This window comes from Pseudomonas sp. E1MeOHC2, from assembly GCF_058745025.1.
This window is the reverse complement of record NZ_CP196675.1, coordinates 4073515-4097768: the sequence shown is the minus strand read 5'-3', so window position 1 is coordinate 4097768 and position 24254 is coordinate 4073515. Positions and strand designations below refer to the sequence as shown.

Annotated in this window: 19 protein-coding genes; 13 read left to right on the top strand and 6 right to left on the bottom strand. The window is 62.9% G+C overall.

Annotated elements, in window-relative coordinates:
* Positions 1-90: 90 nt before the first annotated feature.
* The gene (gene acnA / locus ACSSU5_RS18560) at positions 91-2835 is read left to right on the top strand and encodes an aconitate hydratase AcnA (RefSeq protein ID WP_492559467.1); all 2745 of its coding nucleotides are present in this window, start codon (positions 91-93) and stop codon (positions 2833-2835) included.
* Between the two features lie 301 nt (positions 2836-3136).
* Entirely contained in the window at positions 3137-4702 is a 1566-nt protein-coding gene (locus ACSSU5_RS18555) for a methyl-accepting chemotaxis protein (protein ID WP_264309554.1), read from the top strand.
* Positions 4703-4781: 79 nt separating this feature from the next.
* Here ACSSU5_RS18555 and ACSSU5_RS18550 read toward each other — a convergent pair whose 3' ends face one another.
* From ACSSU5_RS18550 to ACSSU5_RS18530, 5 genes are all read right to left on the bottom strand, one after another.
* Positions 4782-5666: a pseudouridine synthase gene (locus ACSSU5_RS18550; RefSeq protein WP_264309555.1), complete on the bottom strand. Its 885-nt coding sequence runs from the start codon at positions 5664-5666 to the stop codon at positions 4782-4784.
* A gap of 51 nt (positions 5667-5717) precedes the next feature.
* Entirely contained in the window at positions 5718-6026 is a 309-nt protein-coding gene (locus tag ACSSU5_RS18545) for a transcriptional regulator (protein WP_264309556.1), read from the bottom strand.
* 72 nt (positions 6027-6098) lie between these two features.
* A complete protein-coding gene (locus ACSSU5_RS18540; protein ID WP_492559466.1) occupies positions 6099-6530 on the bottom strand; it encodes a D-Ala-D-Ala carboxypeptidase family metallohydrolase in 432 nt (143 codons plus the stop codon).
* 111 nt (positions 6531-6641) lie between these two features.
* The gene (locus ACSSU5_RS18535; RefSeq protein ID WP_264309558.1) at positions 6642-6878 is read right to left on the bottom strand and encodes a glutaredoxin family protein; all 237 of its coding nucleotides are present in this window, start codon (positions 6876-6878) and stop codon (positions 6642-6644) included.
* A gap of 72 nt (positions 6879-6950) precedes the next feature.
* A complete protein-coding gene (locus ACSSU5_RS18530; protein WP_492559465.1) occupies positions 6951-8159 on the bottom strand; it encodes an ammonium transporter in 1209 nt (402 codons plus the stop codon).
* Positions 8160-8471: 312 nt separating this feature from the next.
* On the opposite strand from ACSSU5_RS18530, the gene ACSSU5_RS18525 reads away from it, so the two are divergent.
* From ACSSU5_RS18525 to dacB, 11 genes are all read left to right on the top strand, one after another.
* Entirely contained in the window at positions 8472-8786 is a 315-nt protein-coding gene (locus ACSSU5_RS18525; RefSeq protein ID WP_264309560.1) for an ElaB/YgaM/YqjD family protein, read from the top strand.
* A 9-nt stretch (positions 8787-8795) separates the two neighbouring features.
* Positions 8796-9170 (top strand): phage holin family protein, encoded by a 375-nt coding sequence (locus tag ACSSU5_RS18520; RefSeq protein ID WP_264309561.1) that lies wholly within the window; start codon positions 8796-8798, stop codon positions 9168-9170.
* A complete protein-coding gene (locus tag ACSSU5_RS18515) occupies positions 9167-9496 on the top strand; it encodes a hypothetical protein (protein ID WP_264309562.1) in 330 nt (109 codons plus the stop codon). Before ACSSU5_RS18520 ends, ACSSU5_RS18515 begins: the two co-directional genes overlap by 4 nt.
* 105 nt (positions 9497-9601) lie before the next feature.
* Positions 9602-10933, top strand: coding sequence for a deoxyguanosinetriphosphate triphosphohydrolase (locus tag ACSSU5_RS18510; RefSeq protein WP_264309563.1), 1332 nt, complete (start codon positions 9602-9604; stop codon positions 10931-10933).
* 282 nt (positions 10934-11215) lie between these two features.
* The gene (locus ACSSU5_RS18505) at positions 11216-11833 is read left to right on the top strand and encodes a response regulator (RefSeq protein WP_492559464.1); all 618 of its coding nucleotides are present in this window, start codon (positions 11216-11218) and stop codon (positions 11831-11833) included.
* A gap of 8 nt (positions 11834-11841) precedes the next feature.
* Positions 11842-15474, top strand: coding sequence for an ATP-binding protein (locus ACSSU5_RS18500; protein WP_492559463.1), 3633 nt, complete (start codon positions 11842-11844; stop codon positions 15472-15474).
* 81 nt (positions 15475-15555) lie between these two features.
* Positions 15556-16053 (top strand): sigma-70 family RNA polymerase sigma factor, encoded by a 498-nt coding sequence (locus tag ACSSU5_RS18495; RefSeq protein WP_264309616.1) that lies wholly within the window; start codon positions 15556-15558, stop codon positions 16051-16053.
* Positions 16050-17027 (top strand): DUF4880 domain-containing protein, encoded by a 978-nt coding sequence (locus ACSSU5_RS18490; RefSeq protein WP_264309617.1) that lies wholly within the window; start codon positions 16050-16052, stop codon positions 17025-17027. The genes ACSSU5_RS18495 and ACSSU5_RS18490 overlap by 4 nt, the downstream gene beginning before the upstream one ends.
* Before the next feature lie 106 nt (positions 17028-17133).
* Positions 17134-19578 (top strand): TonB-dependent siderophore receptor, encoded by a 2445-nt coding sequence (locus ACSSU5_RS18485; protein WP_492559462.1) that lies wholly within the window; start codon positions 17134-17136, stop codon positions 19576-19578.
* 75 nt (positions 19579-19653) lie between these two features.
* Complete coding sequence (locus ACSSU5_RS18480) at positions 19654-19998, top strand: YggL family protein (RefSeq protein ID WP_492559461.1); 345 nt, start codon at positions 19654-19656, stop codon at positions 19996-19998.
* A 197-nt stretch (positions 19999-20195) separates the two neighbouring features.
* Complete coding sequence (gene dacB / locus ACSSU5_RS18475; RefSeq protein ID WP_492559460.1) at positions 20196-21659, top strand: D-alanyl-D-alanine carboxypeptidase/D-alanyl-D-alanine endopeptidase; 1464 nt, start codon at positions 20196-20198, stop codon at positions 21657-21659.
* 186 nt (positions 21660-21845) lie between these two features.
* Here the strand turns inward: dacB and ACSSU5_RS18470 are convergent, their stop codons facing one another.
* The gene (locus ACSSU5_RS18470; protein ID WP_492559459.1) at positions 21846-24251 is read right to left on the bottom strand and encodes a sensor domain-containing diguanylate cyclase; all 2406 of its coding nucleotides are present in this window, start codon (positions 24249-24251) and stop codon (positions 21846-21848) included.
* Positions 24252-24254: the final 3 nt, after the last annotated feature.

The following is a 24254-nucleotide window of genomic DNA, read 5'->3' as shown; positions in this document are numbered from 1 at the left end:
CAGCCAGGTCCGTACCGTGCGGATCGAAACAGAGCGGTGACACCGGCAAACACCCCGATTTGCCGGGCACCGGCGCAGAAGGAGTTGGCAATGCCCTCGCTCGATAGCCTGAACACGCTCAAAACCCTCAAGGTCGCCGACCTGACGTACCACTATTACAGCCTTACCGAAGCCGCCCGCCAATTGGGCGACCTGCAACGCTTACCCATGTCGCTGAAAGTGTTGCTGGAGAACCTGCTGCGCTGGGAGGACGGCAAGACCGTCACCGGCGACGACCTGCGCGCCATTGCCCAATGGCTTGTAGAGCGCCGCTCCGACCGGGAAATACAGTACCGGCCCGCCAGGGTGTTGATGCAGGACTTCACCGGCGTACCCGCCGTGGTCGACCTGGCGGCCATGCGTGCGGCCATGGCCAAGGCCGGTGGCGACCCGCAGCGGATCAACCCGCTGTCGCCGGTCGACCTGGTGATCGACCACTCGGTGATGGTCGACCGCTACGCCACGCCACAGGCCTTCACCCAGAACGTCGACATCGAGATGCAACGCAATGGCGAACGCTACGCCTTCCTGCGCTGGGGCCAGAGCGCCTTCGACAACTTCCGGGTAGTGCCGCCAGGCACCGGCATCTGTCACCAGGTCAACCTGGAGTACCTCGGCCGCACCGTCTGGACCCGTGAAGAAGACGGCCGCGTCTACGCCTTCCCCGACACCCTGGTCGGCACCGATTCGCACACCACCATGATCAACGGCCTGGGCGTGCTGGGCTGGGGCGTTGGCGGCATCGAGGCCGAGGCGGCCATGCTCGGCCAGCCAGTGTCGATGCTGATTCCGGAAGTGATCGGCTTCAAACTCACCGGCAAGCTGCGTGAAGGCATCACCGCCACCGACCTGGTGCTGACGGTGACGCAGATGCTGCGCAAAAAGGGCGTAGTGGGCAAGTTCGTCGAATTCTATGGCGACGGGCTGGCCGACCTGCCCCTGGCCGACCGTGCCACCATCGCCAACATGGCCCCCGAATATGGCGCCACCTGTGGCTTCTTCCCGGTCGATGAGGTGACCCTCGATTACCTGCGCCTGTCAGGCCGCCCGAGCGCAACGGTGCAACTGGTCGAGCAGTACTGCAAAGCACAGGGCCTGTGGCGCCTGCCGGGCCAGGAGCCGCTGTTCAGCGACACGCTTGCGCTGGATATGCACGAGGTCGAAGCCAGCCTGGCCGGGCCCAAGCGCCCTCAGGACCGCGTTGCCCTGAGCCAGGTCAGCCAGGCGTTCGACCACTTCATCGAACTGCAGCCCAAGCCGCTGGCCAAGGAAGTCGGCCGCCTGGAGAGCGAAGGCGGCGGCGGTGTGGCGGTGGGCAACGCCGACCAGGCTGGCGAAATCGACTACAGCCATGCAGGCCAGACCCACACCCTGCGTGACGGCGCGGTGGTGATTGCCGCGATCACCTCCTGCACCAACACCTCCAACCCAAGCGTGATGATGGCGGCCGGCCTGGTGGCGCAGAAGGCCCTGGAGAAAGGCCTGCAGCGCAAACCCTGGGTCAAGAGCTCACTGGCGCCTGGTTCCAAAGTGGTCACCGACTACTTCGAGGCTGCCGGGCTGACACCGTATCTGAATGAGCTCGGCTTTGACCTGGTCGGCTACGGCTGCACCACCTGCATCGGCAACTCCGGCCCACTGGATGAAGCGATCGAGAGAGCCATCGGCAGCGCCGACCTGACCGTGGCCTCGGTGCTTTCGGGTAACCGTAACTTCGAGGGCCGCGTGCACCCGCTGGTCAAGACCAACTGGTTGGCGTCACCGCCGCTGGTGGTGGCGTATGCCCTGGCCGGCAGCGTGCGCGTGGACCTCACCCGCGACCCGCTGGGTACCGGCAAGGATGGCCAGCCGGTGTATCTGCGTGACATCTGGCCCAGCCAGCAGGAAATCGCCGCAGCCGTGGCCAAGGTCGACACGGCGATGTTCCACAAGGAGTACGCCGAGGTCTTCCAAGGTGATGCCCAGTGGCAAGCCATCGAGGTGCCGCAAGCGGCCACCTATGTGTGGCAGGAGGCGTCCACCTACATCCAGCATCCGCCGTTCTTCGACGACATCGGCGGGCCACCGCCGCAGATCAAGGATATCGAGGGAGCACGCATCCTGGCCCTGCTCGGCGATTCGGTCACCACCGACCACATCTCCCCTGCCGGCAACATCAAGGCCGACAGCCCCGCCGGGCGCTACCTGCGTGAACAGGGGGTGGAACCACGCGACTTCAACTCCTACGGCTCGCGGCGTGGCAACCATGAAGTGATGATGCGCGGCACCTTCGCCAACATCCGTATCCGCAACGAAATGCTGGGGGGTGAAGAAGGCGGCAACACCTTGCACGTGCCCACTGGCGAGAAGCTGTCGATCTACGACGCGGCCATGCGTTACCAGCAGGAGGGCACCCCACTGGTGGTAATCGCCGGCCAGGAATACGGCACAGGTTCCAGCCGCGACTGGGCAGCCAAGGGTACCAACCTGCTGGGGGTCAAGGCGGTGTTGGCGGAAAGCTTCGAGCGCATTCACCGCTCCAACCTGGTGGGTATGGGCGTGCTGCCGCTACAGTTCAAGGCCGGCGACGACCGCAAGCAACTGGGGCTGACCGGCAAGGAGCGGATCGATGTGCTGGGTTTGAACGGTGCACACATCCGCCCGGGTATGAGCCTGCCTTTGCGCATTACCCGCGAGGACGGGCAACAGGAACAGATCGAGGTGCTGTGCCGGATCGATACCCTGAATGAGGTGGAGTACTTCAAGGCGGGGGGGATCTTGCATTACGTGCTGCGGCAGCTGATTGCCGGCGGGTAGGTTTACCGGTGGTTTTGCGGCGCTCTCGATCTCGAGAGCGCCAACGCCCTGATGGCGTACCCCCCTCCAAACACACATCCCTAGGGTACTGGCTCTTTGCCGCCCATTAAGTCATCATCCGACCCACTCGTCATAATTTAGCAATAATGCCGCTATCTTCATCGAATTCAGCCCCTAGCTAGCTAAAACCAGAAGATGGCTCATTGCCACAAATCAAGCACATTAAATATCCATTCAATAAAACCAGTGGCTTGCCGATACCTCACAAAAGCCTTGCGGATTCTTTGCGGATTACCCACTCATGCGTAACAACCAGCCGATTACCCAGAGAGAACGGACTTTCCCTGCCCAGCAGCGGTTGATCTCCACCACCAACGCCAAGGGCGTGATCAGCTACTGCAATGATGCGTTCATCGACATCAGTGGGTTCACGCGCGAAGAGCTGACCGGCGCGCCGCACAACCTGGTGCGCCACCCGGATGTGCCCGCGGCCGTGTTTGCCCACATGTGGCAAACCCTCAAGCAGGGCCAGCCGTGGATGGGCATCGTCAAGAACCGCTGCAAAAACGGTGACCATTACTGGGTCAACGCCTATGTCACGCCGATCTTCGACAACAACCAGGTGGTCGGTTTCGAATCGGTGCGGGTCAAGCCCACCGCCGAACAGATTCGCCGTGCCGAAGGCCTTTACCAGCGCCTCAACCAGGGCAAATCGGCGGTCCCGCGTCGCGATCAATGGCTGCCGGTACTGCAGGATTGGCTGCCATTTATCCTGGTCAGCCAAGTCGGCTTCCTGATCGGCAACTGGCTCGGCCATTCCTGGGGCTTCGGTTTGGCTGCTGCCCTTTCGGTACCGCTCGGCCTGCTCGGCCTGACCTGGCAGCAACGTGGCCTCAAACGCCTGCTGCGCCTGGCCGAACAAACCACGTCCGACCCCCTCATCGCGCAGATGTACACCGATAGCCGTGGTGTGCAGGCACGCCTGGAAATGGCCATGCTCAGCCAGGATGCGCGCATGAAGACCTGCCTGACACGCCTGCAGGACAGCGCCGAACACCTCAGCGAACAGGCACGGCAATCCGACGCGCTGGCCCACCAGAGCTCATCGGGGCTGGAGCGCCAGCGCGTGGAAACCGAACAAGTGGCGGCTGCCGTCAACCAGATGGCCGCCACCACCCAGGAAGTGGCCAACCACGTGCAGCGCACCGCTGACGCCACTCAGGAAGCCAATCGCCTGACCAGCCAGGGCCGGCAGATTGCCGGTGAAACGCGCGAGGCCATCGAACGCTTGTCGGCAGCGGTAGGTGAAACCGGTGAGACGGTGACGCAACTGGCCAAGGACAGTGACGAAATCGGCGGTGTGGTCGATGTGATCAAGGGCATCGCCGACCAGACCAACCTGCTGGCGTTGAACGCCGCCATCGAAGCAGCCCGCGCCGGTGAAATGGGCCGTGGCTTTGCGGTCGTGGCCGACGAAGTACGCCAGTTGGCTCAGCGCACCGCTGAGTCCACCGGGCAAATCCACAGCCTCATCGCCAAGCTGCAGCAGACCGCCAGCAACGCCGTGCTGACCATGGAAACCGGCCATCGCCAGGCGCAGGAAGGGGTCGACCGGGTGATGCAGGCCGATGAGGCCTTGGTCGGCATCAGCGAAGCGGTGGCCAATATCACCGACATGGCGACCCAGATTGCGGCCGCTACCGAAGAGCAGACCGCCGTTGCCGACGAGATCAGCCGCAACATCAGCACCATCGCCACACTGGCCGACCAGACCGCCGAACAGGCCCAGCACTCGGCGCTGCTCAGCGAGGAACTGACCAGCACGGCGGGGAGCCAGTATTCGCTGGTGGAGCGCTTCAACCGCTGAGGCGCTGGGCGTTTGTAGGAGCGGCCTTGCGTCGCGAAAGGGCCGCTCCTACAGAGACCGCGCATGGCAGGTTGAAGCGCTACCAGTCCAGCCGCAAGCGGCTCTCGAAATACCGCTCCTCACCCGTCAACGGGTCATCGAAACGCAGGCTCTGCGCCAACAGCTTCAACGGCTTCTGGTAATCGTCTTCGACCTGCAGCAGGTCGGGGTAGAACGGGTCATTGCAGATCGCCGCGCCCAATGCCGCCATGTGCACACGCAATTGATGGGTCTTGCCAGTCACCGGCGACAGGCCGTAGCGCCATAACTCGCCCTGCGTTTCCAGCACTTGAGCAAAGGTTTCACTGTTGTCCGCGCCTTCAACCTCATGCATGCGAAAGAACGGCTCGCCATGCACCAGGCGGCTTCTGTGCACCAGCGGGAAATCATGCTGGGGCATGGCTGCAGCGATGGCCTGATAGCGTTTGTCGATCCGCCGCTCGGGGAACAAGCGCTGATAGGCACTGCGCGTCTGTGGGTTGGCGGAGAACAGGACCAGCCCTGCGGTATGCCGGTCGATGCGGTGCAAAGGCACCAGGTGCGGATTGTCCAGGCGCCGGATCAGCCGGCGCAGCAGGGTCTGCTCGACATATTCACCGGTAGGCGTGACCGGCAGAAAATGCGGCTTGTCGGCGACCACCAAATGCTCATCCACGTGCAGCACGGCCTCCTGCACAGGGATCGGCCGTTCGTTCGGCACTTCGCGAAAGTAATGCAGGCGCATGCCACGTCGATAAGCCAGCTCGGCGGAAACTGCCCGCCCCTCGGCATCGAGCACACGACCACGAGCAAAGCGGTCAAGCCACTGCGCCCTGTCGATGGCTTTGAAATGGTCACACAGGCAATCGAGCACCGTCGCCCAGTTGCCGGGCGGCAGGCATACCGTGCTGGCTTGCTGGTGGGCGGGGTCGAAAGACGAGGTCATGGCAGCGCTCAATAGGTACAAGGCCGCGCATTATCCCCCAAGCCCACCCCCTCAACCAGCCTGAACCATCGCCTCGCTACGCGCCTTCAACCAGCGCAGCACTTGCACGGCCTCCCATCGACCGGGGTCATACAGGGCATACAACAACCCCTGGTAACCCACCACATCCAGCCCACGGTGGTAACCGGCACGCTGGAACAATGCCTCGATCTCGGCAAAGCAGGTATTGAAATGGACCTTGCCGAACGGTGTGCGGTCTTCTGTCACCAGCCCTTCGAGGCGCAGTTCCAGAACGGCGTCAGCCACGCGCTCGACGGGCATGCGGTTGACGCTGTACTTGAGTTGCTCGACGTTGAGCATGGCTTTACCCCGAATACTGTATTTATATACAGCATACGGACATAGCCTCGCTCGCGTCAATTCGCCATCGGATCATTGCAGCCCCGGCAGGTAGCCCGTGCCTTTGCGGATGGTCAGTACTTCGCGCCTGACCGCGCCATGGGCAACGGACACGTGCACCCACCGGTCGAACTCCAGAATCAGTTGGTCAAATGCCAGGTCGCTGTCATTAATTCTGCGTACTGTATCCCGCGGGCTGACGTCTATTACCGTGAAGTCGGCCGCCAACCCCTGCACATGCTGGCTCGTCGCGGAACCGCCGATACGCCGATTGAGCGCACGGCTGCGGTATCCGCTACTGACGATGATCGGCGCACCGAACAGCGCCCGTATCGTTTCGAGCGCGCCACACAGTACCTGCAAATTGGCCAGCGCCTCAGGTGTAGGGGTGTTGTCGAGCCCTTCCCTTGCGGCGATCTGTGAAACAGTCATTTCATCCAAGGTGAAATGAGGGGTGATGAACATGGTTGAATTCTCGATGACGGGGTTAGGACACCGGCCACAGTGTGCCGGCCCCCAATCATCAACCTGTCAGCTCAACCAAGGCGCGAGGAAACCATTCCCCTAGAGCCCTTGTTACGCGAGAAACGCCACCACTTGCTCGGCATCGAACGGCCAGTACAGTTCCGCGCCGTTGTCACAGCGGCGCAGCACGGGAATGATCAGGCCATAACGCTCGAACATGGCCTCGTTGTCGGCAATGTCGACAAGCTCCACCAACAGACCATGATCGACAAAAGGCATCAACACGGCCTCGGCCACTTCGCACAAGTGGCAGCCGAGGGTGCCGAACAGTTGGCATTCAGGCAGCATGGGACGGGTCTCGGTTTGGCTTTGGAAAAGCCTATTCTAGGTCCGTCCCGCCGACTGCGCACCTGACATAACTCAATCCTGGCTGGTTGCACCAATGCGGTGCAGCGACAAGTCAGCGCCCTGAAACTCCTGCTCGTGGCTCAAACGCAAGCCATGCAGCGCGCGGATCACTCCATAGACCGCAAAGCCACCGAGCAACGCCACCAGCACACCCATCAGGCTGCCCAGCAATTGGCTGACCAGGCTGACCCCACCCATTCCGCCAAGGGCCGCCTGGCCGAATACGCCGCAGGCGATACCGCCCCATACGCCACACAGGCCGTGCAACGGCCATACGCCCAGCACATCGTCGATTTTCCAGCGGTTTTGCGCCGCAGTGAAGCTCCAGACGAACAGCACGCCAGCCACCAGGCCAGTGGTAAGCGCGCCAATCGGGTGCATCAGGTCGGAACCGGCACAGATCGCCACCAGCCCGGCCAGCGGCCCGTTGTGCAAAAAGCCTGGGTCGTTGCGCCCAGCCAGCAAGGCAGCCAAGGTGCCCCCGACCATGGCCAGCAGCGAGTTGATGGCCACCAGGCCACTGACGCCCTGTAAAGTCTGAGCGCTCATGACATTGAAGCCGAACCAGCCAATGATCAGGATCCACGAACCCAGCGCCAGAAACGGAATGCTCGAAGGGGCAAACGCCACCAAGCGGCCCTCGCGGTAACGCCCGCGTCTGGGTCCCAGCAAGACCACCGCCGCCAGCGCCAGCCAGCCGCCCATGGCATGCACCACGACGGAGCCGGCAAAGTCATGGAACGGCGCGCCAAAGCGTGCTTGCAACCATGCCTGCACGCCCAGGTTGCCGTTCCACACCACGCCCTCGAAGAACGGGTAGACAAACGCCACGATCAAGGCGGTGGCGCAGAGCTGCGGGACGAAACGCGCCCGCTCGGCAATCCCCCCAGAAATGATCGCCGGGATCGCCGCCGCGAACGTCAGCAGGAAGAAGCATTTGACCAGCGCATAGCCATGGTCGGCAGCCAGTTCCGGCGCCGGTTGGAAAAAGCTCACGCCGTAGGCGATCCAGTAGCCGATGAAGAAGTACACCAGCGCCGAAATGGCAAAGTCGCTGAGAATCTTCGACAAGGCATTGACCTGGTTCTTGTGCCGCACGGTGCCCACTTCGAGAAAGGCGAAGCCGGCATGCATCGCCAGCACCAGAATGGCGCCCATGAGAATGAACAGGGTATTCGAACCGTGGACCAGGGAGTCCATCGCGCTGTGCATGTGTTCCATGAAATAGGCAGACCTGCTGAAAAGGCACCAGGACAGTTCAAGAACCTGCATCCCTGCACCGAATCGGTGCCAGCCCCCTGCCCTGCTTGGTGACCTGGGCGAGGCCTGCGTGGTTTTTTCTTGGGTTTGTCGTGGATTGGGTTAAGGTTTAACGGTATTCGTCACGCCGGGCGCCCTGAATCGGCGCAGTGCTGGCCAGCGACGCCCCGCAACGTGGCAAAGCCTTAGCAAGGCCCATACCAGCACATGCACTTGAACCTTCCGCGTGTGCTATCACTCGAACTACCAACACTCATCGACAGGGAGAGACCCATGGCCAGCAAATCGGCAAAGACTGCTCAAGAGATATTGATGGCTGACTTCCAGGCCTTGGTCCGCGATACCGAGAGACTGCTCGCCGACACCGCCAACCTGGCAGGCGATCAGGCCGACGAGTTGCGCGAACAGATCCATGACCGCCTGACCCAGGCACGCGAAACCCTGCAACTGACCCAGGAATCGGTGCGTGACCGTGGCCAGGCAGCCCTCGGCAGCGCCGAGCAGTACGTGCAGGAAAACCCATGGCAGGCCATCGGTATTGCGGCGGGCGTCGGGCTGCTGATCGGCCTGCTGGCCAATCGGCGCTGAGGGGTTCCCATGGAGAATGACGCCATCGGCGCCAGCGCCTCGGGCAAACGCCTCGGCGCGGCCATGCTCGGGCTGCTGCACAGCCACATCGAACTGTTCGGTATCGAGCTGCAGGAGCAAAAGGGTCGCACCTTGAGCTTGCTGCTGTTCGCAGGCCTGGCACTGGTGTTCGCTCTGCTTCTGCTGACAGCGCTGTCAGGGCTGCTGTTGGTGCTGCTGTGGGACAGCTATCGCCTGGCGGGCATCATCGGCCTGTGCGTGTTCTACGGCGTGGCCGCACTGTACTGCGGGTTGCGTTTGAAGGCTGCGGTATTCGACGAGTCATCGCCATTCGGCGCGACCCTCGAAGAACTCGCCAAGGACCGGGAGCGCCTGTTGCCATGAGCCTGCCAGAACTCCCCAACACCCGTAACCCACGCGAACTGCGCAAAGCCCTGCTGCGCCTGCGCCTGGAGATGCATCGCCAGGAAATCCGCCACGAGTCCGGGCAACTGCTCGAGCCGCTGCAGCGCATGCGCGGCATGGGCAGTTCGCTGCACGAAGGGCTTGGCATCAAGCACGCCCCGTTGTGGGGGATCGGTGCGGTGGTCGCGCTGGGCTTCCTCACCGGCAAGGGCGTGCGCACTGGCAACCTGACACGGCTGGTGCGCTTGGGCGGGAGCCTGCTGCCGCTGATCCGGCTGTATCTGCAAAATGGCCGACGGCACTGACGTTTAGCCCCCGACGCGATCCGAACAGGATCGCGTCAACCTTCAGCTTGCATGGTACCTCTGGACACAGGAAGCTATGCCCATCGACCGACAGGAGATCGAGCCTTGGACTGGCATACCCTGCTGACCCGCGAACGCCTGGGCAAAGCCCTGTACAGCCCCGAAGAGCTCGGGCGCAGCCCCTTCCACAAAGACCACGACCGAATCATCTTTTCCGGTGCCTTCCGCCGGCTTGGGCGCAAGACCCAGGTGCACCCGGTTTCCAGCAACGACCATATCCACACGCGCCTGACCCACTCTTTGGAAGTCAGCTGCGTCGGGCGGTCGCTCGGCATGCGGGTTGGCGAAACCTTGCGTGACAGCTTGCCCGACTGGTGCGAGCCCAGTGACCTGGGGATGATCGTGCAATCGGCCTGCCTGGCCCACGATATTGGCAACCCACCGTTCGGCCATTCTGGCGAAGACGCCATCCGCCACTGGTTCCAGCAGGCGGCGGGGCGTGGCTGGCTGGACGCCATGAGCGACGACGAGCGCGCCGACTTCCTCAACTTTGAAGGCAATGCCCAAGGCTTTCGCGTCCTCACCCAACTGGAGTATCACCAGTTCGACGGGGGCACCCGGTTGACCTACGCCACCCTCGGCACCTACCTCAAGTACCCCTGGAGCGCTCGCCATGCCGATGCCCTGGGCTACAAGAAACACAAATTCGGCAGCTACCAGAGCGAACTGCCCCTGCTCGAACAGATCGCCCGCAAACTCGGCCTGCCGCAACTGGAGGACCAGCGCTGGGCCCGCCATCCGCTGGTCTACTTGATGGAAGCCGCGGATGACATCTGTTACGCGCTGATCGATCTGGAAGACGGCGTGGAAATGGAGTTGCTGGAGTATGGGGAGGTCGAGGCGCTGCTGCTCGACCTGGTGGGCGATGACTTGCCGGAGACTTATCGTCAACTCGGCCCCCGCGACTCGCGGCGACGCAAGCTGGCGATCCTGCGCGGCAAGGCCATCGAACACCTGACCAACGCCGCCGCCCGCGCCTTCGTCGAGCAGCAGAAGGCGCTGCTCGCCGGGCACCTGGGCGGCGATCTGGTCGAGCACATGCACGGCCCGGCCAAACACTGCGTACTGCAAGCCAAGGACATGGCGCGCAACAAGATCTTCCAGGACAAACGCAAGACCCTGCATGAGATTGGCGCCTACACCACGCTCGAAATCCTCTTGAACACCTTCTGTGGCGCGGCCCTCGAACAACATGGCGGCCGCACGCCCTCGTTCAAGAGCCGGCGTGTACTCGACCTGATCGGCAACAATGCACCGGACCCTCATGGTTCATTGCACAGCGCCTTCCTGCGCATGATCGACTTCATCGCTGGGATGACCGACAGCTATGCCAGCGAGATGGCAAGCGAAATGACGGGGCGCTCAAGCCCGACCTGAGCCAGGCAGGTGCAGCCCGAATGGAGACGCGGCTGCACCCGTTTACCTGGGAAACTTCCTACTTGCCTGACCATTCGATTAAACACAACGAATAACAATCAATGAAAAGTTACCAAAGAAGGTTTGACACCAAGCCCTACACGCTAATTTCGTAGCCCGATTTGTTTTATCCTGTAAGCCATTTCCCATATAGGGTGAATAGCCCATCCTCGCATGCCCGATGACTTCCAACTGGGATAAGGTGCCACCCGTCACCCTCACTCGCCCGCAGGGAAGTTGAACATGCACTCCGTATTTATTGTCGACGACCATCCCGTTATCCGCCTGGCCGTCCGTATGTTGCTGGAAAATCAGAACTACAAAATCGTCGGCGAATCGGACAATGGCGTGGACGCCATGCAACTGATTCGCGAGACCGTCCCCGACCTGGTGATCCTCGACATCAGCATCCCCAAGCTAGACGGGCTGGAGGTGCTTTCCCGCTTCCAGGCCATGTCCCTGCCGCTGAAGGTTCTGGTGCTGACCGCCCAGTCCCCGGCGTTGTTCGCCGTACGCTGCATGCACTCGGGCGCTGCGGGCTATGTGTGCAAACAGGAAGACCTGAGCGAACTGCTCAGTGCGATCAAGGCAGTGCTTGCCGGTTACAACTATTTCCCAAGCCAGGCAATCAAACACAATCAATCGGCAGATACCGACCTGCAACTTTTCCGCCAGGTCAATGACCGTGAACTTATGGTTCTGCAATTATTCGCGCAAGGCCGAAGCAACAAGGAAATCGCCAAAGGCATGTTCCTCAGCAACAAGACTGTGAGCACCTACAAGAAGCGCCTGATGCACAAACTCCAGGTCGAGACTTTGGTGGACCTGATTGAAATGGCCAAACGCAACGCACTGGTCTGAGGGCTTTCATGGCTCGCCATATCGCCCCACTGCTACTCGCTCTGGCACTGGTCAGCGGCGGGGTACAGGCCAACCACCACGGGGTCAGCGCCTATGCCCTGCTGGCGCGTTCACCGGCAACGCCCGCACAGCCTCCACTCACCCCTCCGCAACGTCAATGGCTCGAAGGCCGTCACGAACTGGTGCTGGGTACTTCTGCGCCCGACTACCCGCCCTTCGACATCACCAGTGGCGGGCGCGACTATCAAGGCCTCACCGCCGAGTACGCCAACCTCATCGGCCTTGCCTTGCAGTTACCTGTAAGGGTGCTGCGTTTTTCCAGCCGACAGACGGCGGTGGAGGCACTCAAACGCGGCGACATCGACCTGCTCGGCAGTGCCAATGGCTATGAAGCCACAACAACCGGCCTGGCACTGTCGCACCCCTATGCCATTGACCAGCCGGTGCTTGTCACCCGTGAAGACGAACGCCGGCCTCTGGACATGGGCCTGGAGAACATGCGGCTGGGCATGCTCTACCATTACCTGCCAAAACAGGAGGTCGCCATTGTCTACCCCAAGGCCCAACTGCTGACCTTCCGTTCCTCTTCCCAAGCCTTGAACGCCGTTGCGTTTGGCCAGGCCGACGTGTTCATCGGCGATACCATCTCCACCCACTACCAGCTCAATCGCGGCCACCTGCCTGGCCTGCGCATTGCCAATTTCAGCAAGCACGAAGCCATTGGGTTCAGTTTCGCCCTGCGCCAGGAGGACACGCAGCTCATGGCGCTGGTGAACGCTATCCTCGACAACCAGCCTGCAGCGCTGCGCACCAGTATTTTCAAGCGCTGGAGTGCAGGCAGCGACCTGCTTCTGACCGACCGCAAGCTGCAACTGACGGACGCTGAGGAATTTTGGTTACAACACCACCCGGTCATGCGCGTGGCCATCGACGATACCGCTGCCCCTGTGTCCTTTTTCGATGGCTCGGGCTATTTCAGGGGTATCACCGCTGACTTGCTGGAGCTCATCCGCCTGCGTACCGGCCTGCGTTTCGAGGTGCAACGCGCCAGCGGCATCGCCGACATGATCGCCCGCCTCAAAGACGGCCGGGCCGATGTGATTGCGGCGCTCACCACCGAGGGTATGGCCGAGCAGGCCCTGCAAATCAGCCGCCCGTACCTTGAGAGTGCCTATGTGTTGGTCAGCCGAGCGGATAAAGGGCAATTCGCCTCCCTGGAACAACTGAAAGACCGACGCATCGCAGTTACCCGATACAGCGCGATGGACGACATGCTCGCCACGCGCTATCCGCACATTGGCTGGATCGAGACCGAGAGCTCTTTCTACTCCATGACACTCCTCAGAAGCGGTGCCGTCGATGCCGTGATCACCACCTTGATCGACGCCAACCATGCGGTGGCAGCCCACCCCGACCTGGTCATACGCACCACGGTCGGCAGCGAGCCCGCCAGCTACGCCATGGCTGCCGCCGGCCAGTCGCAGACGCTCGTGTCGATCCTCGACAAGGCGCTGTTGAGCATTTCGCCCGAAGAACTGGGGGTGATCAATAACCGATGGCGTGGCTACGGCGTGCATGACGACAGCACTTGGCAAAACTTTCGCCGGCTTGCCTGGCAGGTGCTGCTAGGTACGGGGGCGCTGCTGCTGCTGGCACTGATCTGGAATGCCCGCCTGCGCCTGCAGATCAGGCAGCGGCAAAGCGCCGAACGGGCCTTGGGCGACCAATTGGCGTTCATGCGCGCGCTGCTCAACGGTACACCTCACCCGATGTATGTGCGTGATCGCGAGGGTTGCCTGCAAAGCTGCAACGACAGTTATCTGGAATCCGTACAGGCCTGTCACGATGAGGTCATGGGCAAGCGCCTGGAAGAAAGCCTGTTCGCTGACGGTGAGCATACCCGGCAAATCCAGGCCGATTACCTGAAGGTCATGGCGGCAGGAACCCCGTTGATCATCGATCGACCGCTGCGGGTCAAAGGCCGGGAAATGACCATCTACCACTGGATACTGCCGTACCGCGACTCGCTAGGCGAGGTACAAGGCATCATCGGCGGCTGGATCGATATCAGCGAGCGCCGCCAACTGGTCCTGCAGCTGCGTCAGGCCAAGCAGCAAGCCGAGGATGCGAACCGTGCCAAGAGCACATTCCTGGCGACCATCAGCCATGAAATCCGCACCCCGATGAACGCGGTCATCGGCATGCTGGAGCTTGCCGTCAAACGCGCCGACCAGGGACGGGTGGACCGCTCGGCCCTTGAGCTGGCCCATCATTCGGCCAAAGACCTGCTGGGGTTGATGGGCGATATCCTCGACATTGTGCGCATCGAATCCGGGCAGCTGTCACTCGCGCCGGAGCCGGTCGACCTGGCGGCATTGGTCGAGTCGGTGGGCCGTATCTTCGATGGCCAGGCGCGGCAGAAAGGCCTGGCCCTGGAGGTGATCATCGAGCCGTCGGCCCGCTGCCACGCATTGCTCGATCCGCTGCGCTTCAAGCAGGTGCTGTCCAATCTGGTCAGCAACGCCATCAAGTTTACCGAGCATGGCCAGGTACGCATCTGCGTTTGTCTGCAGGAAGACGCCACCTCCCCCGCCCCGACCCTGGAGCTGGAAGTGCGTGACAGCGGCATCGGCATTCACGCCGATGACCTGCAACGCCTGTTCCACCCTTTCATCCAGGCCAACCCGCACAGCCAGGGCGCCCGCGCGGGTACCGGCCTTGGCCTGGCCATCTGCCGGAGCCTGTGCGAAATGATGGGCGGCACCCTGACGATCAAGAGCCTGGAAGATGTCGGCACCCAAGTTCGCCTGAGAATGCCCTTACAACCTGTCAGCGCCGCCTCTGCCGAGGCCCCGGTCATCGAGAACGTCAAAGTGCCCGATCCACGCCTGAACGTCCTGGTGATCGACGACCATCCAGCCAACCTGCAGTTAATGGCGCAGCAGCTTGGCTACCTGGGCCTGGGCCACACCTGCGCCAGGGATGGCCGTGAAGGTTTGAGCACGTGGCGTGCAGGCACCTTCGATGTCGTGGTTCTCGACTGCAACATGCCGCACATGAACGGCTATCAGCTGGCCAGCGCCGTGCGTGCCGAAGAACGGCAACACGGGCGATCGCGCTGCACCATCCTCGGCTACACCGCCAACGCGCAACCCGAGGTCATGCGCAAGTGCCTGGATGCCGGCATGGATGACTGCCTGCTCAAACCCATCAGCCTGAGTACACTCAGCCAGCGCCTGGCCGGCATCGACCCGCAGGGCCGGCAGCCGTGGCGGCGTAAACCGTTCGACCTGAATGGCCTGGGCGCAATCGTCGGCCAGGACCCGAACGACCGCTCGCGTTTCCTGGCGGCCTTGCACCAGAGCCTGCGTACCGACCTCGTGATCTTGATGGGCCTGCCCCCGGAAGACGGGGCAGCAGTTGCCGACCAGGCGCACAAGATCCTCAGCGCCGCGCGCCTGCTGGAGGCAACCGCGTTGATGGCCGCGTGCGACGCACTGGAGAATACCGGGTTGCCCCCACAGCAACGGCGGTTACGGCGCCAAGCGCTGGCACGGCACATGCGCCGCGTGGAGAAAGCGCTGGTCGATGAAGTTGGCCTGAGCGACGCAGAAACAGACAACCCCGCCAGCAGGCCGTGACAGGCATCGAACATCGCGGGTTGCTTTTTTAATGAGAAGCATTAGCATGCTGGCACTTTCACCCCTCGTGAGTACCCGCACATGCCCCGCCCACACGACATCGGTGAGCTCTATGTCCAGCACCATGGCTGGGTGGTCGGCATGCTCCGGCGCAAGCTGGGCAACCGTGAACAGGCGCTGGACATGGCCCAGGATACCTTCGTCAGGTTGTTGCGCAGCGAGTTGCCCTCACTGTTGCACGAACCCAGAGCTTACCTGGGCACGGTGGCAAACCGGCTGTGCATTCAGTATTTTCGTCGACAAGCACTGGAACGGGCCTACCTTGGCAGCCTGGCCCTGCTGGAACCGCAGCATCAGCCCGACGAGGAAACCCGTCTGCTGGTACTCGAAGCCCTCGACGCCGTGGGCCAGGTGCTGGATGGCCTCGGCAGCAAGGTGCGGGACATTTTCCTGCTCTCCCAGCTCGATGGCTGGACCTACCCGCAGATCGCCGAACACCTGGGGCTGACCGTCAATGTCGTGCAGAAAGCCATGCTCAAGGCTTATCGACACTGTTACGCCGCAGTGTACGACCAATGACCCCACCCCCCAGCGATGCCCAAAAGCTCGACCCCGAAGTGGTCGAGCAAGCCATGCTGTGGATGGTGCGTCTGCAGTCTGGCCTGAGCACCGACAGCGAGCGCACGGCCTGCCTGCACTGGCGCCAGGAGAACACCGAGCACGAGAGGGCCTGGCAACGCTTGAGCGGTATTGGCCAGGGCCTGCGCGAAAGCACCGGCGCACTGTCAGCGCCTGACGCACGGCAGTTGCTACAGGCGCGTACCCGGATGTCCAGACGCGGTGTGCTCAAGGGCATGGCCGGGGTCGCAGTGGTCGTGGCCAGCAGCCACGCGATACACCAGCGCAGCCTGCTGCCAACACTGCTCAGCGACTACGGCACTGGCACCGGCGAACGGCGCAGTTGGGCGCTCGGTGAGGGGCTGGACGTGCAACTCGACACGCGCACTGCGCTGGACAGCGATGCCGTCGCCAATGGTCGCTTGTTGACCCTCAACAGTGGGCGCGTACTGGTGGAACTTAGCGCCCCGACGCACGTACGCATCCGTACAGCCGAAGCACATGTACTTCCTTCGGCAGGGTCACGACTGATCGTCAGCCACGGCCTGCCCGGCACACCCGGCACCCGCGTCCAGTTGCTTAGCGGCGCGGCCCTGGTTGAACAGGTACACGGTGAACGTTTCGAGCTCAGCGGCGGCTGGCAGCAAGCCTTCGATGCAATCCAGGCTGGCCCTCTGCTGCCGCTTCCGGCAGCAGCCAGCGCCTGGACGCAGGGCTTGCTGATTGCCGAGCGCATGCCCCTTGGCAAACTGCTGGCCGAGCTCGACCGTTACCGCACAGGCTTTCTGCGCTGCGACCCCGCCATCGCAGCGTTGCAGGTCAGCGGCGCATTCTCGATCGATCAGCCAGACGCCAGCCTGAGCCTGCTGACCAAGGTGCTGCCGGTGCGGGTGCACAAGGTCTTCGGCTACTGGGCCAATGTACTGCCTGCATGATTTTTTCACGGCTACAGGCAGCTTTTGCTCCCTCACGCATCAAGACAAGAGTAAGGCGCTGACTGCACAGCGTGAAGCCAAACTCTAGCCGCCAAGGATTGTCCCGATGCAAAGCCACCTCACCCCACTCGCCGCTGCCCTGCGCCCTTTGCTGCTCGGGTTCGCACTGGCCGCCGTCACGCCCGCGCTTTTGGCTGCCGAACCCACGGCCGAGCACAGTGCGGCACGTGCCTTCGATATCCCGGCCGGCAGGCTGGACAGCGCACTGGGGCAGTTTGGCCAGCAGGCCGGGGTCATGGTCGCGGTCGACTCGCAGCTGTCGCAGGGCTTGCGCAGCCCAGGCCTGCAAGGCACCTACCCCGTCACCCAGGGCCTGTCGCTACTGCTGCACGGCACAGGCCTCGAAGCCATCATGACGGGCGCAGGGCGTTATCGGCTGCTGGCCCGCACGGGCAACAGCGGTGCACTCGAACTCGATGCCACCAGCATCCAAGCCAATGATTACCGCGATGATCCGCTTGGGCCGGGCGACGGCTACGTTGCACGACGCACCAGCACCGCAACCAAGACCGACAGCGACTTCCTCGAAGCACCCCAGGCCATCTCCGTGGTCACCCGCGAACGCCTCGACGACATGGGCGTGCAACGCCTGGACGAAGCCTTGCGCTATACCTCGGGGGTACGCTCCGACTCAGGTGGCGCCAACAATGCCGCTGACAATATCTTCCTGCGCGGCTATGCGGTGTCCTTTACCTACAAGGATGGCCTGCGCCTGCGCCCGCTGGGCTTTTTCGGCATGTTTGCCGAAGAACCCTACGGCCTGGAACGCGTGGAAGTGCTCAAGGGGCCATCATCGATCCTCTACGGCCAGAGCGAACCCGGCGGGCTGGTCAACACGGTGTCCAAGCGTCCGACCGACCATGCCCGCGGTGAAGTCGGTGCGTCAATCGGCAGCGGCCATCGCCGCCAGCTGACATTCGACAGCAGCGGCCCGCTGAACGACACCCTGAGCTACCGCTTCGTCGCCCTCGGCCGCGAAGCAGACGGGGTATACGACCACACCGACGACGACCGCACCTACGTCGCGCCCAGCCTGACCTGGAAACCCGACGAGGCCACCAGCCTGACCCTGCTGGCGGCCTATCAGAAGAACAAGGCCCTGGCACCCAGCAACATCCCATGGGCGGCGGTCAATGGCAGCAGCCCCTACGGACGGGTGCCCATGGAGCGTTTTATCGGTGAACCGTCCTTCGACTTCGAAGAGGTCGAGAGCAGCTCGCTGGGTTACGAGTTCAGGCATGACTTCGACGAGGTCTGGACGTTCCGCCAGAACGCCCGCTACAGCACCTACGACAACCAGGAAAACTACCTGGCGCGGGTCAGTGGCCTGGTGACCGGCAGCGATGGCGTGCCCAACGCCTCGATCAACCGCAACTACCAGCTTCGCCACGCCTACGGTGACCACCTGGCATTGGACAACCAGGTGCAGGCCCGTTTTAGCACCGGCCCGGTGGAGCACACGGCTTTGCTTGGCATGGACTACAGCTGGAGCAAATCGACGCGCAACGAAAAATGGGGCGCCGCCACCCCGATCAACGTGTTCGACCCGGTCTACGGCGCGCCGGTGGACACCTCGGCCTATACGGCGTGGGTCAACACCCGGCAGCGCACCACCCAACTGGGCTATTACTTCCAGGACCAGATCAAGTACCAGCAATGGGTGCTGACCCTCGGTGGCCGTCAGGACCGGGCCAGAACCCGAACTACCGATCGCTGGACCGGCCAGGAAACTGCCGACCAGGACTGGGATGCCTTCACTGGCCGGGCCGGCCTGGTCTATCTGTTCGATAACGGCCTGGCGCCCTATGTCAGCTACTCCGAGTCGTTCAACCCGGTGAGCGGTAGCACCTCACCCGCACGCGGCAGCAAACCGTTCGATCCGGAAACCGCCAAACAGTACGAGGCAGGCGTGCGCTACCAACCGCCCGGCAGCGACACCCAGGTCACCCTGTCGGTCTATGACCTGCGCAAGCAGAACGCCACCACTCCCGATGCGCAAAACCTCAACTACAGCATCCAGACTGGCGAAACCCGCTCGCGTGGGGTCGAACTCGAAGCCATCACCACGGTTGCCGAACAGCTCAAGTTGACGGCTTCACTTTCCTACAGCGATGTGGAAGTCACCCAGAGCAATGCCGGCGATGAAGGCAAGCACCCGTTCAAGATACCTGCCCGGTTGGCCTCGGCCTGGGCCGACTACAGTGTGCCCTTCGACCCGCTACAGGGCCTGAGCATTGGCGTGGGGGTGCGTTACACCGGGTTCAGTTATGGCGACAGCATGAACACCTTCAAGGTGCCCTCGTACACCCTCTACGATGCCGCCGTACGCTATGACCTGGGCCACCTCGATGCCAGCCTGCGGGGGGTGAAGGCCAGCCTTAACCTGAAGAACCTCACCGACAAGTACTACGTGGCGTCGTGCTTCTTCTCGCTGGCCTGCAACATGGGCGAGGGGCGCTCGGCCGTGGCCGAAGTCAGCTACAGCTGGTAAAAGCGCGACACAGGCAGGCAGCCAAACGCCGAAGCTGGTAGACTGCGCGGCGATATTACCTAAGAGGATTGTTTCATGGCCACTAACCGCTCCCGTCGCCTGCGCAAAAAGCTGTGTGTCGACGAGTTCCAGGAATTGGGCTTCGAGCTGAACCTGGACTTCAAGGAAGATCTGGATGACCAGGCAATCGATGCATTCCTCGATGCCTTCCTGGAAGAAGCCATGGACGCCAACGGCCTCGACTACGTCGGCGGTGACGATTTCGGCCTGGTGTGCTCGGCCCAACGCGGTTCGGTCAGCGAAGAACAACGTGCTGCCGTCGAAGCCTGGCTCAAGGGCCGTGGCGAACTGACCAAGATCGAAGTCAGCCCGCTGCTCGACGCCTGGTATCCGAACAAGCCGATCAACGCGGCTGAGTGATACCTGCGCGGTACCCAGCGGATTGAACGCTGAAAAGGCCACCCTTTGGGGTGGCCTTTTTTGTTGGCGGCGTTTTCCGTCGAACGTGGCCCATCGTGGCTGCGCTTGGGGCATAATGCGCGTTCTATTTCGTTCTGGGGCCATCATCTCTTACAGCCCCAATGTCCTTTTCCCTCGCCGCAGGGTACTTACTGAATATGATCAAAACGCTCCGTCCCCTCGTTCTCGCCGGCCTGCTCCTGCCCTTCGCCCTGCCCAGCCAGGCCGCCGCCGTCAGTACCAGCCTGCCCCCCAAGGTGCAGCAGGCACTCAAAGCCAACAAGCTGCAGGACACCGCGCTGTCGCTGGTGATGCTGCCGCTGGATGGGCCAGGCGCGGCGACCGTGTTCAACGCCGATGTCTCGGTGAACCCCGCCTCGACCATGAAGCTGGTCACCACGTACGCCGCCCTTGAGCTGCTCGGCCCGACATTCCAGTGGAAAACCGAGTTTTACACCGACGGCACCCTGAGCAACGGTGTGCTCAACGGCAACCTGTACCTCAAAGGTGGCGGCGACCCGAAACTGAACATGGAAAAACTGTGGTTGCTGATGCGTGACCTGCGCGCCAACGGCGTGCGCACCATCACCGGCGACCTGGTGCTGGACCGCAGCCACTTCGTGCAGCCCAACCTGCCGCAGTTCAACGATGACGGCGGCGACGTCAACAAGCCGTTCCTGGTCAAGCCCGATTCGCTGCTGGTCAACCTCAAGGCACTGCGCTTCGTTGCCCGCAACGATGGCGGCAAGGTGACCATCGCGGTCGAACCGCCGATTGCCAACATCCGCATCGACAACCAGGTCAAGGCCGTGGCGTCCAAGCAGTGCACCGGTGACGTACGCTACAACCCTGTGCAACAGGCCGATGGTGTCAGCGTGGTGGTCAGCGGCCAGCTCGGTGATGGCTGCAACTCGCAAACCTACCTGTCGCTGCTTGATCACCCGACCTACGCCGCCGGTGCCGTGCGGGCGATCTGGAACGAGCTCGGTGGCAGCATCCAAGGCAGCGACCGCATCGAAAACGTGCCCAAGCGCGCACGCCTGCTGGCAAGGGCTTTCTCGCCCGACCTGGTGGAAGTGATCCGCGACATCAACAAGTACAGCAACAACACCATGGCCCAGCAGCTGTTCCTCAGCCTGGGTGCGCAGTTCCGTACCGATGCCGATGGCGATGATGCCCGTGCGGCGCAACGCGTCGTTCGGCAGTGGTTGGCGAAAAAGGGCATCACGGCGCCTCACCTGGTGATGGAAAACGGCTCCGGCCTGTCGCGCGCCGAGCGCGTCAGCACCCGTGAGATGGCGGCGCTGCTCCAGGCAGCCTGGAAGAGCCCCTACTCCGCCGAGTTCATCAGCTCCATGCCGCTGGTGGGCATGGACGGCACCATGCGCAAGCGCCTGAAACGCACGGCCATGACCGGTGAAGGGCACATCAAGACCGGCACCCTGAACACCGTGCGGGCCATCGCCGGCTTCAGCCGCGACAGCAACGGGCATACCTGGGCAGTAGCGGCGATTCTCAACGACCCGAAACCGTGGGGGGCATCGCAGGTGCTTGACCAGGTGTTGCTGGACCTGTACCGCCAGCCGAAACTGGGCGCGAGCACTGCGGCCGCGGCACAGTGATTGCTGTGCAGGCTGAGAGTTTCAGCACACTTACTGTGGGACCAACTGTCTCGCCAGCTTCTAAAAACTGACGCAATTTTTGTGGGAGCGGGCTTGCCCGCGAACACGGGCGAAGCCCGTGCCAGCCACCGCGGCGCCTGCTTCGCGGGCAAGCCCGCTCCCACAAGGTTCGTGCCGAATTGGCGCTCAGGTCAACTCGGCCTCGACGCGGTCCCGTCCTGCCTGCTTGGCCGCATACACCCCAGCATCCGCCCGCAGCAGCAACGCATCGGCCCCCTCCCCTGGCCGCCAGCCCGCCACACCAAAGCTCGCCGTCACCTCGCCTACGCCCTCGATCGGGACGTTGCGCACGCTTTGCCACAGCTCAAGCGCCAGCAATCGCGCCTGTTCGGCATCGCTCCCCGGGCACAGCACCATGAACTCCTCCCCGCCCAATCGGCAGAACACGTCGGTTCGCCTCAGGCGATGGCCGATGCGCTGGCACAGGCTACGCAGCACCAGGTCACCCACCGCATGGCCGAACTGGTCGTTGATGCGCTTGAAATGATCGATATCGAGCATGATCACGGCCAGTGCCAGGCCTTCGCGCTGGGCGCGATCCAGCTCGACCTTGAGCCGTTCCTGGAAATAGCGCCGGTTATGGATGCCGGTAAGGGCGTCGGTCACCGACAGGGCGCGCAACTCCTCCTCCACCCCCTTGAGGTCGGAGATGTCGGTCAGATAACCATGCCACAGGGTACATCCCGCCTCGCCGACCTCCGGCGTCGCCTCGCCGCGCACCCAGCGCAAGCCCGCACGCGGCAGGCAGACCCGATACTCCTCGCGCCAGGGCGTGAGGTGTTCGGCCGAGTAGCGCACAGAGCGGCGTACGCGGTCCAGGTCATCAGCATGGATACGCTCGAACACCACCGTGGCGTCCTCGCGCAACTGCTGCAGGTCGACCTCGTAGATGTCATAAAGCCCTTTGCTGGCATACGGGAAGCATGAGTCACCATTGGCATCCAGACGGTACTGATAGATGCCACCCGGGACCTCGGCACTGAGTTTCTCCAGCAGCCGGTCACGCGCCGCCAGCGCCTCATGCACCCGCCGCCGTTCAGTGACATCAATGCAGATGGCCAGGTAGCCAACCCACAAGCCTTGTTCATCGAGCATGGCCGTGACCAGCATGTTGGCCACCAGGTGGCTGCCATCGGTGCGCAGCAAGGTCCACTCGCCAGGTTCGGCACCGCTTTCCTGCACCGTTTCGGCAAACATCGCCTGGCCACCGGCAATGTGACGACCGTAACGCAGGCTCAGGGCATGGGCGCGCTGGCTGAGCTCCTGGGGCAGTACCAGGTCCTCAAGGCGCAAATGGCCGATCGCCTCGCTGGCCGAGTAGCCGAGCATGCGCTCGGCACCGGTATTGAAAGTGCTGACGACCCCCTTGAGGTTGGTGGCGATGATAGCCACCTGGGTCGCGGCCTCAAGCACGCTGCGCAACTGGTTGTGGGTGCCACGCAGGGTTTGCTCGCTGACCAGCAGCTCGGCAGTGCGCTGCTCGACCAGGGTCAAAGCGCGCTGGCGCTGGCTGAACAGGCTGTAGAGCAAGGCACTGAGCAGCAGGCTCAACAGCCCGCCCAACAGCGCGACCACCCGTGCCGCCGAGGACCGGTTGGCCTTCACGAAGGCCAGGCTCGGCCTGACAAGCAACTGGAAAGGGTGGTCGGCCAGGTGCAGCAACTGACTGCGGGCCAGCGCCAGGGGGGCGGCGTCGTTCTGTGACGCGAACACGACTTCAGGCCCATTCAGCCCGGACGGGTCTTCGATACGCACGACCAGATTGTCGTCGGCCGGCGCCGGCAAGCCGTCGCTGATGAGCTCGCGCAGGTTGAGCAACGCCATCACATAGCCCACCGCAGCGCCGTGGGGGGCGGCGTCGGAGAACACCGGCGCCACCATCAGCAGGCCGCGCCCGTCAGCGGCCGGCCGCCCAGCCCTGTCGCCGATCATGTCCAGCGGTTCGGACACCGCCATGCTGCCAGGCTCCAACGCCCGCGCCAGGGTCGCTTGCAGCGCACGCTGGCCAGCCAGGTCAAGCCCGTAAGGTAGCGCCGGCTGTTCGTCCGACTGGGTGTAGAGCACTGGAAAGTAATGATCACGCGGCGGTGCCGGCTGCCAATTGCCCTGCGCATCCTGATCACCGATCACATAGTCCTGGCCCCGCCAGGCCGTGGTGCGGTGCTCGAACTCGGCCCGCTGCGCAGCCTCTACACGCGGCGCCCAGGCATAAGCCAGGGTGCGGTGCAGCAGCGGCCGTGCATAGCCATCGAATTCGTGGGGAGTCACTTCGTTGGAAAAGCTGAAAAACCGCCGCAGCCCTTCCAGGCGCTGCTGCTGATCGTCAAAACGCTCTGCGATGCGGCTGTAGCGCTCGCTGGCCAACAGCTCGAAGCGCTGGCGCAGTTGCTGCTTGTGGAGCGAATGCGCGGCCAGGGCCAGGACGGCCGACAGCAGTCCACCGGCCACCAGGGCCACCAGCGCCACGGCCCAGGCGGACACCCCTTCCGGGCACAGGCCAAGAAACCTCGCACGTACGCCAAACTTGGACATAAC

Excerpts from the sequence above, each read along its gene's own strand:
- dacB (WP_492559460.1), top strand. The coding sequence starts at position 20,196 with ATGATCAAAACGCTCCGTCCCCTCGTTCTCGCCGGCCTGCTCCTGCCC.
- ACSSU5_RS18520 (WP_264309561.1), top strand. The coding sequence starts at position 8,796 with ATGGAGAATGACGCCATCGGCGCCAGCGCCTCGGGCAAACGCCTCGGC.
- ACSSU5_RS18485 (WP_492559462.1), top strand. The coding sequence starts at position 17,134 with ATGCAAAGCCACCTCACCCCACTCGCCGCTGCCCTGCGCCCTTTGCTG.
- ACSSU5_RS18505 (WP_492559464.1), top strand. The coding sequence starts at position 11,216 with ATGCACTCCGTATTTATTGTCGACGACCATCCCGTTATCCGCCTGGCC.
- ACSSU5_RS18480 (WP_492559461.1), top strand. The coding sequence starts at position 19,654 with ATGGCCACTAACCGCTCCCGTCGCCTGCGCAAAAAGCTGTGTGTCGAC.
- ACSSU5_RS18550 (WP_264309555.1), bottom strand. The coding sequence starts at position 5,666 with ATGACCTCGTCTTTCGACCCCGCCCACCAGCAAGCCAGCACGGTATGC.
- ACSSU5_RS18555 (WP_264309554.1), top strand. The coding sequence starts at position 3,137 with ATGCGTAACAACCAGCCGATTACCCAGAGAGAACGGACTTTCCCTGCC.
- acnA (WP_492559467.1), top strand. The coding sequence starts at position 91 with ATGCCCTCGCTCGATAGCCTGAACACGCTCAAAACCCTCAAGGTCGCC.
- ACSSU5_RS18495 (WP_264309616.1), top strand. The coding sequence starts at position 15,556 with ATGCCCCGCCCACACGACATCGGTGAGCTCTATGTCCAGCACCATGGC.
- ACSSU5_RS18515 (WP_264309562.1), top strand. The coding sequence starts at position 9,167 with ATGAGCCTGCCAGAACTCCCCAACACCCGTAACCCACGCGAACTGCGC.
- ACSSU5_RS18535 (WP_264309558.1), bottom strand. The coding sequence starts at position 6,878 with ATGCTGCCTGAATGCCAACTGTTCGGCACCCTCGGCTGCCACTTGTGC.
- ACSSU5_RS18490 (WP_264309617.1), top strand. The coding sequence starts at position 16,050 with ATGACCCCACCCCCCAGCGATGCCCAAAAGCTCGACCCCGAAGTGGTC.
- ACSSU5_RS18470 (WP_492559459.1), bottom strand. The coding sequence starts at position 24,251 with ATGTCCAAGTTTGGCGTACGTGCGAGGTTTCTTGGCCTGTGCCCGGAA.
- ACSSU5_RS18540 (WP_492559466.1), bottom strand. The coding sequence starts at position 6,530 with ATGTTCATCACCCCTCATTTCACCTTGGATGAAATGACTGTTTCACAG.
- ACSSU5_RS18500 (WP_492559463.1), top strand. The coding sequence starts at position 11,842 with ATGGCTCGCCATATCGCCCCACTGCTACTCGCTCTGGCACTGGTCAGC.
- ACSSU5_RS18525 (WP_264309560.1), top strand. The coding sequence starts at position 8,472 with ATGGCCAGCAAATCGGCAAAGACTGCTCAAGAGATATTGATGGCTGAC.
- ACSSU5_RS18545 (WP_264309556.1), bottom strand. The coding sequence starts at position 6,026 with ATGCTCAACGTCGAGCAACTCAAGTACAGCGTCAACCGCATGCCCGTC.
- ACSSU5_RS18530 (WP_492559465.1), bottom strand. The coding sequence starts at position 8,159 with ATGGAACACATGCACAGCGCGATGGACTCCCTGGTCCACGGTTCGAAT.